We start from the raw sequence: 15,063 nt of genomic DNA, 5'->3' as shown, positions 1-15,063 counted from the left end.
TATCATGAAAAAAAATATGGGTGCTACAGACAAGTTGATTCGTTCGATAATTGGAATTATCATTGCAATATTATACTATGCCGGTATTATAACCGGTACACTAGCCATTGTTTTATTAGCCTTTGCCATCATCTTTTTACTAACCAGCTTCATTAGTTTTTGCCCATTGTACACACTTTTAGGCATAAACACCAATAAAAAACAATAATATGGAAGAACTGCAATGCTGCGTGGTGTCCTGTGAAAAACCTTTGGATAAAGTCTATTGGGACAACCAATATCAATCCAATACAACTGGTTGGGATTTGGGAGAAGTATCCCCTCCCATAAAAAGTTATATTGATACTTTAGAAGACAAAGCCATTCAAATTTTAATCCCTGGGTGTGGAAATACCTATGAAGCGGAATATATTCTGGAACAGGGTTTTACAAACGTTACCGTAATTGACATTGCTCCAACATTAATAGAAAATCTAAAAACCAAATTCAAGAATAATTCCAATATCAATATCGTATTGGGAGACTTTTTTGAACATCAAGGTGAATATGATCTAATCATCGAACAGACATTCTTTTGTGCTTTGCCTCCCACAATGCGGCAAAAATACGTCTGGAAAATGCATCAGCTTTTGGCCAACAAAGGAAAAATTTCGGGATTATTATTCAACCGAACATTTGAAAGTGGCCCTCCTTTTGGCGGAAGCCAAGAAGAATATAATTTGCTTTTTCAACAGGCTTTTAATTTTCTAAAAATGGAAGTTTGCCAAAATTCTGCCACGCCGAGAGCTGGTTCCGAATTGTTTATCGAATTGCAAAAAAACAGTGAAGTACTAGTCAATTTATACCCATTTGAAGGAATCACCTGCAATGGTTGCAAGAATACAGTTTCTGAGAAATTTTCGGCACTCGAAAGTATTTTAAACGTAAGCATGAGTAGTAATTTTGCAGAAGTATTGATTGTAAGTAAAGTTGAAGTTGCATTAGAAACGCTGCAAAAAGAAATCGCTTATGATGAAAAATATAAAATTAAACAAAAATTATAAAAATTTCCTCCAGCTGAAGCAGGAAGCAATTCAAATAAACTTTCTTAAACACAAAAAATGAAAGATTTACTATTTAGCAACTGGCATATTATGCGAATTTTTCGATTGGCTTTTGCCGTATTTTTATTCGCACAAGCTTATTATACAAACGAATGGTTCTTCATCGCCTTCGGATTATTTTTCTTTATTCAGGCTGTTTTTAATACGGGTTGCGGACCAACAGGCTGCACAATTCCTAAAAAATAAATACATAAAAAAATGAGTACTTTCAGCGATATCATTCAATCCGAAAAACCAGTTTTGGTTGATTTTTTTGCTACTTGGTGTGGGCCTTGCCAAACATTGGCTCCTATTTTGAAACAAGTAAAAGACAATTTGGGCGATCGAATTTCCATCATCAAAATTGACGTCGATAAAAACCAGCAAATCGCTTCGCAATATCAAGTTCGAGGCGTTCCTACGATGATTCTTTTTCAAAACGGAAAACAATTGTGGAGACAATCTGGAGTTCTAAGCACCTCCGATTTAATCAAGGTTATTGTAGAAAAAAGTAACTCATGAACCGAAAAGCAATTATCATAACAAGCATCGGAATTGTCGTTGGGGCTATTTCCGGTTATTTATATTATCACTTTGTGGGTTGTGCTTCGGGCAGTTGCGCTATAACCTCAAAACCTGTAAACTCCACTCTTTATGGCAGTTTACTAGGGGGATTGTTGTTTAATATGTTTGTGAAAGAAGAGAAAAAGCAGAAATAAAACGTTAACTGCTAAATTAGAACGCAGGATCATAAAAATAAATCATAAGTATTTCAACCCGAAATACTTTTTTTATCTATCTTTGTTAACCAAACGGTTAAACCATACAGTTAGCACCAATGACTACCGAAGAAAAAATATTCAATGCCGCCAGAATAGTGTTCCAAAAAAAAGGATTCGCCGGGGCACGCATGCAAGAAATTGCAGATGAAGCAGGTATCAATAAAGCGATGCTGCATTATTGCTTCAAAAACAAACAATTGCTTTTTGAAGCAGTTTTTATGAATGCCTTCAGCCAATTGGCTCCGCAGATTAATGAGATCTTCAATTCGGATGCAACAGTTTTCGAAAAAATTAAAAAATTCACAAACAGTTATATTTCATTTGTCATTATCAACCCTTATTTGCCGTCGTTCGTAATTCAGGAAATGAATAACAATCCTGAATTTGTACTATCCTTTCTAAATCATAAAAACCGCCCCAATCCTACTCCATTATTAGCGCAAATCGAAAAAGAAATAGCAGAAGGAATCATTAAACCTATTCCTCCAAAACAGCTTTTATTAGATATTTTTTCGATGACGGTTTTTCCTTTTGCAGCCAAAACAATGGTAAAAGGAATCATTCAGCTTTCAGAAACTGAATTCAATGAAATGATGGAAGAACGAAAAACAAGCATAGCCGAAACTATTATTAATTCGATTAAAAAATGAGAACTTTAAAATATACTTTTAACATCCTTTTTTTATTCCCGCTTTTTGCTTTAGCGCAGCAAAAAATGACGCTTGAAAATTGTTATTCTTTAGTTCGGCAAAATTATCCAACCGCCAAACAAATTACTTTATTACAGCAAAAATCCGATTATGAAGTAAATGCTTTACAAACTGGAAAATTGCCAAAAATAGATTTGAATGCCCAAGGAACCTACCAAAATCAAGTAACCGAAATTCCAAATCCATTTATATCCCCACTAAATAAAGACCAATACAAAGCAACATTAGACGTTAATCAGTTGCTTTACAATGGAGGTTTGATTGATGCCAATACCAAACTCAAAGAGGCCCAAACCAAAACCCAACAACAACAAGTCGAGGTAAATTTATACCAACTCAAATCTAGAATCAATCAGTTGTTTTTTTCTATTTTACTTTTGCAGGAGCGAAAAGACCTTTTGATAGCCAAACAAAAACAATTGGAATCCAAAATAAAAGAAGTCAAAACGGGAATTCAATTTGGCGCCATTTTGCCTGCCTCCGAAAAAGTATTGGAAGCCGAAAACCTGAAAATCAAACAGCAGCTTTCGGAAATTCAATACGACAAGAAAAAGTTGTTTGAAAATCTTTCTTCCATAACCTATACCATAATTCCAGAAACAACAGAATTAGACAAACCAATTATTACAACACCAACAAACACAACCATAAACCGACCAGAAATACATTATTTTGAATTACAGGAACAACAAATCGATGTTTCAAAAAGTATATTGACTAAAAACAATTTGCCAAAAATAAATGCCTTTGGAATAGCAGGTTATGGTAATCCGGGACTGAACATGATTGAGAATTCTTTTGAACCAATTTTTATGGTAGGATTGAAAGCCAATTGGAATGTATTTGATTGGAATAAATCAAAATCCGAGAAGGAAGCACTTACTGTTTCTGCTGATATCATCGCTACCGAAAAAGAAACATTCCTACTCAACAACAACATTCAACTGCAAGAAATTAATGCAGAAATACAAAAATCGGAAGCTAACATTGCAACCGATACTGATATAATTACTTTACGTGAATATGTAGAGAGATCAGCCAGTTCGCAATTAAAAAATGGCGTGATTACAGCCTCAGAATATTTGACCGAATTCATCAATTTGTATGAGGCCAAAAACAGCCAAAAAATACATGAAATACAATTGGAACTCGCTAAAGCCAATTATCAAGTTGCTCTTGGAATCAATTAGTAATCCTTTAAACCTCTGTCTAAGTTCTAAACTTTGAGAAAGGTTTACAAACAAATAAATCTTTAAACAAAATGAAACATATATTTATTCTAACGCTCCTATTAAGTTTGTTTTCATGCAACAACAGCGACAACAAAGCCGATGGTTATGGCAATTTTGAAGCAACCGAAATCACTATTTCGGCAGAAGCCAATGGGAAACTGGAGTTTCTAAATCTTGAAGAAGGCGATATCATTGAGCCGAATACTTTGGTAGGATTGGTCGACACCATCCAATTGCATTTGAACAAACAGCAGCTCATAGCTTCAAAAGCGACGGTGTATTCCAAGTCAGAAAATGTGTTGTCTCAAATCAGTGTCTTACAGGCACAACTCAAAACCACACTTATTGAACAAAAAAGGATTCAGAATATGTTTGCCGAAAATGCAGCAACCAAACGCCAAGTGGATGAAATAGAAGGAAAAGTAGATGTCATTAAAGAACAAATAAAAGGAGTTCAAACCCAAAACGCACCTATTATAAATGAAATCGCTTCGATTGATGTTCAGATTAAAAAAATCAATGACCAAATCAAGAACAGCAAAATCATTAATCCGATAAAAGCAACCGTTTTGGCCAAGTATGCTGAACCCAATGAAATTGCTTCATTTGGAAAACCGCTTTATAAAATAGCCAATCTCAGCCTAATGACGCTGAGGGTTTATATAAGTGAAACCCAACTCCCACAAATAAAACTAAATCAAAAAGTAACCGTAAAAATTGACAATGGAACTGGAATGAAATCCTATCCTGGGACTATTTCCTGGATTTCATCGGTAGCTGAATTCACTCCAAAAATCATCCAAACAAAAGAAGAACGAGTAAATTTAGTTTATGCCGTGAAAGTGGATGTGAAAAATGACGGCAGTTTAAAAATAGGAATGCCTGCCGAAATGTGGTTGAAATAAACCAACGAAACTACAATTTTCAAATTGATTTTTACCATTAAAATTACCATTGAACATGAGTATAAAAGTCCAAAATATCTCCAAATCCTACAACAAGATAAAAGCTGTTGAAGCCATTTCTTTTGAAGTAAATGAAGGTGAAATATTTGGTCTCATTGGACCTGATGGTGCAGGAAAAACAACGCTTTTCAGAATATTGACCACTTTGTTGTTTGCCGATGAAGGAACTGCCTCCGTTGCGGGTTTTGATGTTGTAAAAGAATTCAAATCCATACGAAACTGTGTGGGTTACATGCCCGGAAAATTCTCTTTGTATCCCGATTTATCCGTTGAGGAGAACTTAACGTTTTTTGCGACACTTTTTGGCACCACCATCAAAGAAAATTACGATTTAATCAAAGATATTTATATTCAAATAGAACCTTTTAAAACCCGAAGAGCAGGTGCGCTTTCGGGCGGAATGAAACAAAAACTAGCTTTATGCTGTGCTTTAATTCACAAACCTAAAGTCTTATTTCTGGACGAACCCACAACAGGAGTTGACCCCGTTTCCCGTAAAGAATTTTGGCAAATGCTAAAGCGATTGCAGCAAAAAGGAATAACGATTTTGGTTTCAACACCTTATATGGACGAAGCGGCTTTGTGTGACCGAATCGCATTAATCCAAAAAGGAACGATCCTTAAAATTGATTCTCCCCAAAACATTATTGAGAAATACGACAAAACCATTTATGATGTCCAAGGAAAAAATACGTATCAGCTCCTACTCGATCTAAAAAACTATCCTAGTCAATACAGCGTTTATGCTTTTGGTGAATCGATACATTACACCGACAAGGAAACAGAATTTGATTCTGATGCATTAAAGAAATATTTAGAAGATAAAAAACATACCAAAATAGAAATCCAAATGACAAAACCAACCATAGAAGATGTTTTTATGGATTTGTGAAAAGGTCAAACACAGATTTCACAGATTTTCTTTGCATTTAATTTGATTATAAAAAGTAAAAAAATCTGTGCTAATCTGTGTAATCTGTGTCAAAAAAAATAAAATGAACCAAGAAAAAATCATATCTGTAAACAATCTCACCAAAGAATTTGGCAGTTTTACCGCTGTCAATAGTATTTCTTTTGATGTGTATAAAGGAGAGATTTTCGGGTTTCTTGGTGCCAATGGAGCCGGAAAAACGACGGCTATGAAAATGCTCATCGGAATTTCGAGACCCACATCAGGCGAAGCGATAGTGGCAGGATTTGATGTAAAAACCAATGCCGAAATGGTCAAAAAAAGCATTGGCTATATGAGCCAGAAGTTCTCGATGTATGACGATTTGACCATCAAGGAAAACATCACTTTCTTTGGTGGAATCTATGGTTTGTCCCGTGCCCAGATCAAAGAAAAAACAGCACAATTAATTCAGGATTTAAATTTACAGGACGTCGCCGATAAACTAGTAAAATCCTTGCCCCAAGGTTGGAAACAAAAACTATCTTTCTCAGTGGCACTTTTGCACGAACCCAAAATTGTATTCCTTGATGAACCCACAGGAGGCGTTGATCCTATAACCAGAAGACAATTTTGGGAAATGATATACGCCGAAGCACATAAAGGTACCACGCTATTTGTCACCACTCATTATATGGACGAAGCCGAATATTGTGACCGAGTCTCAATAATGGTCGAAGGAAAAATAGAAGCTTTGGATAGTCCAAAAAATTTAAAACAAAAATACAATGTCGATTCCATGAATGATGTATTCCTGAAACTCGCACGAAATGTTGAAGCCCCCTAACCCCAAAGGGGGAACAAAACTAAAACCTTTTTTAATTCCCATAATGATTCAAAACCTAAAACTTTAAACAATTAAACTTTTAAACATTTTTTTGAAATGAAAAGATTCATCGGTTTTGTAACAAAAGAATTCTACCACATTTTTCGGGACAAACGAACTATGTTCATTCTTTTCGGGATGCCTATGGTTCAGATTATGCTTTTCGGATTTGCCATTACCAATGAAATTAACAATGTCAATATCGCTATTTTCGACCAATCCAAAGACAGCGAAACCCAACAAATAATCAATAAAATAAGTGCTTCCAAGCATTTTAAAATCGTGAACCAAATCACGCACGAAGCCCAAATAGAAAGTGTTTTCCGAACTGGAAAAGTCAAAGCTGTTTTGGTGTTCGAAAAAAATTTTATCCAAAATTTACAAAACAAAAAAAACTCCAAAGTCCAAGTCATCACCGATGCCACCGACCCGAATATGGCCAATACCATCACGAATTACATCAATGCCATTTTGCAAAACTATTCGCTGGAAGCCAATGCAAACAGCAAACCCATTTATCAAATTCAAACCCAAACACAACTTTATTACAACCCAGAACTTAAGAGTGTCTTCACTTTTGTACCCGGCGTGATGACGGTAATTTTGATGCTAGTTTCGGCTATGATGACCTCCATTTCCATCACACGGGAAAAAGAAATGGGCACTATGGAAGTGCTTTTGGTTTCGCCAATAAAACCCTTTCAAGTGGTTATTGGAAAAGTGTTTCCGTATATTTTTCTGTCCATAATCAATGCAACAATCATCTTGCTTTTAGGTGTTTTTGTCTTCGAAATGCCCATCGAAGGCAGTCTTTTTCTATTAGCATTAGAAAGTATATTATTCATCATCACGGCACTATCGTTAGGAATTTTAATCTCGACCATTGCCCAATCGCAACAAACCGCCATGATGTTTTCCTTAGCGGGATTAATGCTGCCCGTTATTATCCTGTCAGGTTTTATATTTCCTATTTCAAGTATGCCGTTGCCTTTGCAAATCATCAGTAACATCATCCCGGCCAAGTGGTTCATCATTATCATCAAAGCCATCATGCTCAAAGGAGCCACCATATATACGATCTGGAAAGAAACCTTAATATTGATAGGAATGACGGTGCTTTTTATCGCAATAAGCATCAAGAAATATAAGATCAGACTGGAATAAATCACAATTTCAATGGTAATCAAAATAAAAAAATCCATATAAATCTGTGTCATCTGTGTGCCAATAACATAAGCGATAAAAAACATGAAAACAATCCTATTCATCATCCAAAAAGAATTCAAGCAAATCTTTAGAAACAAAGGAATGTTGCCTATCATATTTGTTTTACCGTTAATTCAATTATTAATCTTATCCAATGCTGCCAGTTTTGAAATCCAAAATATCAAGTTCTCTTACATCGATCACGACCATTCAGCTGCTTCCAGGGAACTCATCAGTAAATTTCAAGCTTCAAAATCATTCCTAATTGTAAACCAATTCAATACCAAACAAGAAGCCAACCTCGAAATGCAAAAAGGAAACATAGATATTATCCTCGAAATCCCCACACACTTCGAACGCAACCTCATCACTGATAAAACCACCACACTATCCGTGAGTATAAATGCCATCGATGGGGCATCTGCTGGAGTTGAGAACGTCTATATTTCGCAAATCATTGGAACTTACAATCAAAAAATTCAAAGCCAACTTTTGCAATACAAAGACGATTCCTTTGTAGCGCCACAAAACATAATCACCATCCCATCCTTCTGGTACAACAACACACTGAACTATAAGACTTATATGGTGCCCGGAATTTTGGTACTATTAGTCACTATGATAACTCTTTTTCTTTCGGCCATGAATATTGTTCGGGAAAAAGAAATAGGCACTTTGGAACAAATCAATGTAACTCCAATTCAGAAACATCAATTCATTATTGGCAAACTATTCCCTTTTTGGATACTCGGTTTAGTGATTTTAACAGTGGGTTTACTCATTGCCAAACTCGTTTTCAATGTTCCCATGTTAGGTAATTTGGGATTAATTTATGGATTTACAGCAGTGTATTTATTGCTCATACTTGGAATGGGGTTGTTTATCTCCAATCACAGCGACACCCAGCAACAGGCAATGTTCATCTCTTGGTTTTTTATGGTGATTTTTATTTTGATGAGCGGCCTATTTACCCCAATAGAAAGTATGCCACAATGGGCACAAAACATTACATTATTCAACCCGATTCGGTATTTTGTTGAAATCGTTAGAATGGTAATGCTCAAAGGAGCTACGTTTTCAGATATCACAACTCAATTTTTTATAATAACAACTTATGCTGTAGTTTTGAATACTCTTGCCGTATTGAGTTATAAAAAAGTTAATTAATATACATGATTCAAAAAAAACAATAATTTTGACTCATCATTAAAATCAAAAAACCAAAAATTATGAAAAACCTAATCACAGTTTTGGCAGTAGCACTTTTTTCGGCAGGTATGAATGCAAGCGCTCAAGAAACAAAACCAAAAGAAACCCCTAAAAAAGAATGTACCGCTAAAGAAAAAAAGGCGTGCGACAAATCCAAAAAATCGTGCTGCACAGCAAAATCTGAAAAGAAAATGTAATGTAATTAATTTATAATACCCTAAAAGAGTGTTTGTTTATTCAAGCACTCTTTTTTTATGCAAAAAACTAATTTTACAGGCAATCTATTATTAAAAATCCCTTTGCTCCTATTTTATAATTCTATATTTTTGAAAAAACTTACTATTCATGTTCAAAAAATCTTCAATTGTCATAGCAATTCTTCTTATTCTCTTTGCCATTTTTAGAGTTTTTATAGTAGACAGTTGTAGTTCAAAAGATACAGAATATAGCGAAGTTCTCTCAGACAACAATGCTTATGTGGGCGATAAATCTTGTGTAAAATGTCATACCGCAGAGCATCATCAATGGAAACAGTCCGACCATTATATGTCAATGCTTCCCGCTAATGATTCGACTGTAAAAGGAAATTTTAACAATATTACTTTCACTGCGGATGGTATCACAAGCAAATTCTATAAAAAAGGATCCAAATTTTTCATAAATACCGAAGGAAGCGACGGTAAAAACTATGACTTTGAAGTGAAATATATCTTTGGATACGAACCTTTACAACAATATCTGGTTCAATTTCCGGGAGGAAGAATGCAAGTTCCTCGCTTGAGTTGGGATGTCAACAAAAAAAGATGGTTCAACCAATATGCAGGTCAAAAAATACCTTCACACGATTGGCTACATTGGACAGGAAACGCCCAAAACTGGAATACCATGTGCGCAACTTGCCATTCGACGAACTTACATAAAAATTACGACACCAAAACAGACACTTATAAAACGAGTTATAGCATCATCAATGTTAGCTGCGAAAGTTGTCATGGAGCAGGACAAAAACATTTGGGATACATTAATAGTTCTGATTATAAATCAGGAGATAAGGTAACCGGCAGTTTTATGAAATTAGGTAAAAATTCTGGGCAATTGGAACAAATAAACACCTGCGCTCCTTGTCATGCCCGTGTATCCGAGATCAGTCCTAAACACATCGACAGCAAAGAAATCATGGATAATTACATTCCGCAAATTCCAGATACTGAGTATTTCCAAGCTGACGGACAGGTCGATGACGAAGATTATATTTATACTTCTTTTTTACAAAGTAAAATGTACAGTAAAGGGGTAAAATGCAGTAATTGTCACAATCCACACAGTACAAAATTGAAACACATCGATAATCAAACGTGTGTGCAATGCCATATTCCAAAAAAATATGACACTCCAAAACACACTTTTCATACACCAAGCTCAAAAGGTTCACTTTGCGTAAATTGTCATATGCCCGGAAAAATATACATGGGTAATGATTTACGCCACGACCATAGTTTTAGAGTGCCCAGACCCGATCTTTCTGTGAAATACGGAACTCCAAATGCGTGCAGCAACTGTCATAAAGATAAATCCGAAAAAGATTTGGCAACCGCTGTCGTAAAATGGTTTGGCCCAAATCGAAAATACCATTTTGCCGATGATTTGATACCAGGGAGTCAATTGGACGCCAATAGCGAACCACATTTAATCCAATTGATCAATACCAAAACCACTCCAAATATGATCAAAGCCACTGCGGCTTTCTACTTGGGTAGCTTCAACACACAAGCGAGTTTAAATACGTTATTATCCTGCTTAAATCATAATGATGCCCAAGTTCGCTATAGAGCTTTACGCAGTTTGTCTAGTTTTCCTCCAAACAGTTGGATTGAGAATGTTGGACCTTTATTATCGGATAAAGTGAGAGCGGTTCGTATCGCAGCGGCTGATCTTTTTGTGAGTTTGCCGAAAGACCAAATTCCAAGTCAATACACTAGTACTTTTGAATCCGCAAATAAAGAATTGGTTAGTTATCTTCGTTATCAAACAGACTTTTCTGTTGGAAATATAATGCTTGCTGATTATTATCTGAAGATTCAAGACTATGCTAATGCCGAATCTTTTTATCTAAAAGGCCTTAAAAAAGACAATAAGATAAATTACGCCTTGCTTAATTTATCCTCTTTGTACAATGCAGTTGGAAAAAATGATGCTTCGTTGCAAGTATTACAAAAAGCACTAAAAAATGACCCGAATAACGAACGCATTTATTACAATTTGGCATTGCTTTATAATGAAATGAACAATACTATTGCGGCCGAAAGCTCTTTTGCGAAGGCAATATCCTTAAAATCGCAAAATCCAAGAGTGTATTATAATTATGGTTTGATGCTGAATGCCAAGAAAAAGTTCAAAGAAGCCGAAGCTATTCTGCAAAAAGGAATTGCTATAAACCCTGATGCACCCGATTTATATTATGCACTTACTTTTGTGTACATCCAAACCGGAAACCAAACAAAAGCCCAGCAAACGGCTTTTCGATTAAAGCAGATGGATCCAAGCAATCCAAATTATCAGGAATTGTTTAAAAATTTGGGATTGCAATAATAAAACAATTAAAATACCTTTAGACAACCTATGACAATTGCTTTTTGGGCAGCCATTTATGAAGTATAACATCCAGATCATCTTCGGTTATTGGTTTGGAAACATAATCATTCATTCCAAACTCTAGGCATTTATCTTTTTCACCTACCATGATTCCTGCTGTTAATGCGATAATGGGAATTTTCTCTCCTTTTTTATGGCTTCGAATTTCAACAGTGGCGTCATATCCATTTTTAATCGGCATTTGGATGTCCATCAAAATCAAATCGGGATTATTGATTTCAAATTGCTCCACCCCTTCCTGTCCGTCTATGGCTTCCAAAATAATGGCATTCGGAATAATTCTTTTGACTAATGTTTTGGCCAAAAACATATTTATTTTATTGTCTTCCACAATCAAAATACGCAGTGCATCCAAATTATTTGTACTTGGAACCTTTCGAATTGTCTTATGAGGCATCAATTCGACAAAAGTATCTTTAAGAGGTTGCGCTTTTTTAAATTTAACAAAAAAGAAAAAATCACTACCATCACCATATTTACTTTTCAGTTGCAAATTACTATTCATTAATTCAAGAAGCAAATTAGAAATAGCCAAGCCTAAGCCAGTCCCTCCAAATTTTCTTGAAGTTGCGCTGTCTTCCTGTACAAAAGAATTGAAAATTTTCTTTTGATTGTATTGCTTGATTCCAATTCCGGTATCTTTAATTGAAAATTTTATGGTCGCATTTTTTTTGCCTCCTTTTACTTGATCAACATCCAAATGAATATGTCCAAAAGAGGTGAATTTTAAGGCATTACTAATTAAATTCACTAATATTTGTTTCAATCGAATCGAATCTGCATATATATATTGTGGTACGCATTCTTCAATAGTTAGTGATAAAGCAATGTTCTTAATATTGGCCTGATGTTTAAACAAATCAATGACTTGGTGCAACAGCCTAAAAAGATCAATATCCTCTAAATGTAATTCCAATTTACCGGATTCAATTTTGGAGAAATCAAGTATGTCGTTGATGATTTCCATTAGTGAATTTGCAGAAACATTCACTGTGGACATGTATTCCAACTGATTTTTTTCGAGATCGGTTTTCATCAATAAATCGGTAAAACCAACGATACCGTTTAATGGAGTTCGGATCTCGTGACTCATATTGGACAAAAAATCTGATTTTGCCTTATTTGCTTCCTCGGCCTGAATCTTAGCTTTTTTAAGTTCTTTATTGGTTTGTTTTAATTGCTCATTGATTTCTTCGTATTCAATGTATTTTACATATAAATCTTTTTCGCTTTCTTCCGCTTTTTCTTTGGCACGTATCAATTCCAATTCCAACAATTTATGGTCGGTTATGTCCCGAATAGTTCCAACAACAACGGAAGGATTGTTATCTTCATCCCATTTTAAAGTTCCAATTCCATGCAGCCAGCGTTCGGCCCTATCGTTTACCCGTATGATTTTGTATTCCTTGTCAAATGGTTTTCTCTTGTTTATGACTTCTTCTCGAAAATACGTCTCCAAGTTCTCCCTCCAGTCTGGATGCACCAAAGCCCTAAAAGATTCCTCATTCAAATCATAGTCAGCATCTATTCCTAAAATAGTGTTCAGTAAATCGGTTCTCGTCCATTTTCCCGTATGCATATTGATGCTGTAAGTTCCCAATTGTGCAATGATTTGCGTTTCTTTTAAAAAAAGTTCGCTTTCCTTTAATTTAATTTCGGCATTTTTTCTTTCAGTGTTATCGATAATACTGGCTCGTATCAGCATTTTATTTTCAGCAGGCAAACGTACGAATCTAACATCACAGAACAGAGTTTTACCCTCGCTGTCTAAGTTAATCCATTCAAAAGATGGTTTACCGCCAGCTATTGCCTCATTATACTTTTCATTTGCCATATCAACAGACAAACGGCCATTGGGTTGATATTCTGGACTCAAATTTCTAAGTTCCATTCCTAACAGCTCTTTTTCCGACATTTTAAATAAAGTCATTGCACTCTGACTGACACTAACGAATTTTTTTTCTTCCAAATCGATAACTACAAGTGCTTCTGGTGCATTTTCTACCAATATCCTAAAACGTTCTTCCTTTTCTTTTAATGCCTCTATTGTTTGTATTCGCTCGGTCACATCTTTGACAAACAACAAAACTTGCTTTTCTGATAATTTAATAGCATCAATAGACCAACAACGTATTGATCCTTTTTCATGCACAAAAGGAACTATATCGTTTGAAGTTCCTTGTAAAAAAAGGGTTTTAAAAATACACTCAATGCTTTTTTGAGCATTTGTAGGTGTTAAATCATAAAGTGTTTTTTTTAATAATTTATTTTTGGAGTAACCCGTTATTTTTGTGGCTGCAGGATTTACTTCCAAGAAAGCCCCTTCCTTATTTACTACTATTACGCCATCTGGCGCATTCTCCACATAGTTTCTAAATTTGGCATTACTTTGTTGCTCTCTCTCTTTCTCTTTAATAGCCGACACTTCTTTCTCTTTAGCCAAAATTTCACTCTCAATTCGCTTTTTTTCGGTTATGTCTTGAGCAACTCCTCTCAAAATAATAGTTTCTCCTTTATCGTTCAGAATTGGAATTCCAGTACCGTAAACCCATTTGAAACGGTTGTCGGGAAAGAGTAGTTTATGGGTTATTTCATAAGGCAATTTTGTTCTGACTGATTCACTTATTTTTTCATTGATAATCGCTTTATCTTCCTCTGAAAAATGGTTTAGATATAGTTGATATAAGTTTTCACTAGTGTCATTGGGAATCTCAAAAATACGATACAATTCTTTAGACCAAGTCAGTTCTTGCGTTTTTAAATTAAATTCCCAGCTTCCTATTTTGGCAATTTTCTGAGCATCATTTAATGAGTTTTCACTAGCAATTAGTTGCTCTTGAATATTTCTAATTTCAGTGATGTCTCGTCCAATGGAATAAACGAGACTTTTTGAAGGATTTATAATGGATGTCCATTGAACAGATAAGATTTCTCCTTTTTTTGAAATGATTCTATTTTCAAAAATTACTGAAGTCTTTCCATTTAAAAGTTCTTGAAGTGCTTCCCTTGTTTTGCCAACATCTTCAGGATAAATGTATTTGATATAGCTATTCAATAATAACTCTCTTTTGGAATAGCCTAATTTTTTAATAAATACAAGATTGAATTCCTTGAAATAACTATTTAAATCTGAAACACAAATGAAATCTGAAGTTTCTCTGGTAAAAAATTCAAAATTAGCAATCGAATCAATTTTCTTTTGTAATAGCGAAATCTTATTCTCTTGTTTTTTTATTTTTTGCAGTAATTCTTCAATAGATGGTATAGTTTCTTTCATAATCTCAAAACAAAATTGAATTAGTAGACAAAACCAAATGACAAAAAACACAAAACTAAAGATATAAAATTTATATCACATAATGTACTAATAGATAAACAATTACAAAACTGCCAACACATTAGGACAAAAAAAAATCTTCCTTCACTATTTTCAGAAAAGAAGATTTATTA

Annotated in this window: 15 protein-coding genes; 14 read left to right on the top strand and 1 reads right to left on the bottom strand. The window is 34.8% G+C overall.

The features are described from left to right. Nucleotides 1-4 precede the first annotated feature (4 nt). The 14 genes from C8C85_RS14645 to C8C85_RS14585 all read left to right on the top strand — a co-directional run bounded on the left by C8C85_RS14645 (nt 5) and on the right by C8C85_RS14585 (nt 11,550). Nucleotides 5-208: a DUF2892 domain-containing protein gene (locus tag C8C85_RS14645; RefSeq protein ID WP_116797728.1), complete on the top strand. Its 204-nt coding sequence runs from the start codon at nt 5-7 to the stop codon at nt 206-208. A gap of 1 nt (nt 209) precedes the next feature. Continuing rightward, the gene (locus tag C8C85_RS14640) at nt 210-1,043 is read left to right on the top strand and encodes a methyltransferase domain-containing protein (protein ID WP_116797727.1); all 834 of its coding nucleotides are present in this window, start codon (nt 210-212) and stop codon (nt 1,041-1,043) included. Between the two features lie 57 nt (nt 1,044-1,100). After that, the gene (locus tag C8C85_RS14635; protein ID WP_116797726.1) at nt 1,101-1,289 is read left to right on the top strand and encodes a hypothetical protein; all 189 of its coding nucleotides are present in this window, start codon (nt 1,101-1,103) and stop codon (nt 1,287-1,289) included. Nucleotides 1,290-1,301: 12 nt separating this feature from the next. Next, nucleotides 1,302-1,604 (top strand): thioredoxin, encoded by a 303-nt coding sequence (trxA, locus tag C8C85_RS14630; protein WP_116797725.1) that lies wholly within the window; start codon nt 1,302-1,304, stop codon nt 1,602-1,604. Next, the gene (locus C8C85_RS14625) at nt 1,601-1,801 is read left to right on the top strand and encodes a DUF6132 family protein (RefSeq protein ID WP_116797724.1); all 201 of its coding nucleotides are present in this window, start codon (nt 1,601-1,603) and stop codon (nt 1,799-1,801) included. Before trxA ends, C8C85_RS14625 begins: the two co-directional genes overlap by 4 nt. A gap of 119 nt (nt 1,802-1,920) precedes the next feature. Beyond that, nucleotides 1,921-2,514: a TetR/AcrR family transcriptional regulator gene (locus C8C85_RS14620; RefSeq protein WP_116797723.1), complete on the top strand. Its 594-nt coding sequence runs from the start codon at nt 1,921-1,923 to the stop codon at nt 2,512-2,514. Beyond that, on the top strand, nt 2,511-3,764 hold the full coding sequence (locus C8C85_RS14615; RefSeq protein WP_116797722.1) for a TolC family protein: 1,254 nt from the start codon (nt 2,511-2,513) through the stop codon (nt 3,762-3,764). Before C8C85_RS14620 ends, C8C85_RS14615 begins: the two co-directional genes overlap by 4 nt. A 71-nt stretch (nt 3,765-3,835) precedes the next feature. After that, entirely contained in the window at nt 3,836-4,711 is an 876-nt protein-coding gene (locus C8C85_RS14610; RefSeq protein WP_116797721.1) for an HlyD family secretion protein, read from the top strand. 55 nt (nt 4,712-4,766) lie between these two features. Beyond that, nucleotides 4,767-5,663 carry an ABC transporter ATP-binding protein gene (locus tag C8C85_RS14605; protein ID WP_116797720.1) on the top strand — a complete coding sequence of 299 codons (897 nt, stop codon included), beginning with the start codon at nt 4,767-4,769 and terminating at the stop codon, nt 5,661-5,663. Between the two features lie 103 nt (nt 5,664-5,766). Then, nucleotides 5,767-6,507, top strand: a complete 741-nt coding sequence (locus C8C85_RS14600; protein WP_116797719.1) for an ABC transporter ATP-binding protein — start codon at nt 5,767-5,769, stop codon at nt 6,505-6,507. Nucleotides 6,508-6,603: 96 nt separating this feature from the next. After that, entirely contained in the window at nt 6,604-7,710 is a 1,107-nt protein-coding gene (locus C8C85_RS14595) for an ABC transporter permease (RefSeq protein ID WP_116797718.1), read from the top strand. Nucleotides 7,711-7,794: 84 nt separating this feature from the next. Then, nucleotides 7,795-8,919 (top strand): ABC transporter permease, encoded by a 1,125-nt coding sequence (locus C8C85_RS14590; protein WP_116797717.1) that lies wholly within the window; start codon nt 7,795-7,797, stop codon nt 8,917-8,919. 62 nt (nt 8,920-8,981) lie between these two features. Beyond that, a complete protein-coding gene (locus C8C85_RS18480) occupies nt 8,982-9,158 on the top strand; it encodes a hypothetical protein (RefSeq protein WP_165818127.1) in 177 nt (58 codons plus the stop codon). Between the two features lie 148 nt (nt 9,159-9,306). Then, nucleotides 9,307-11,550, top strand: coding sequence for a tetratricopeptide repeat protein (locus tag C8C85_RS14585; RefSeq protein WP_207786935.1), 2,244 nt, complete (start codon nt 9,307-9,309; stop codon nt 11,548-11,550). A gap of 28 nt (nt 11,551-11,578) precedes the next feature. On the opposite strand, the gene C8C85_RS14580 is transcribed toward C8C85_RS14585, so the two are convergent. Beyond that, nucleotides 11,579-14,890 carry a PAS domain S-box protein gene (locus C8C85_RS14580; RefSeq protein ID WP_116797716.1) on the bottom strand — a complete coding sequence of 1,104 codons (3,312 nt, stop codon included), beginning with the start codon at nt 14,888-14,890 and terminating at the stop codon, nt 11,579-11,581. Nucleotides 14,891-15,063: the final 173 nt, after the last annotated feature.

This window comes from Flavobacterium sp. 103 (assembly GCF_003096795.1).
Classification (GTDB): Bacteria; Bacteroidota; Bacteroidia; order Flavobacteriales; family Flavobacteriaceae; genus Flavobacterium.
Note: the sequence above shows the minus strand (reverse complement) of the source record. Positions and strands in the feature narration are given on the sequence as shown.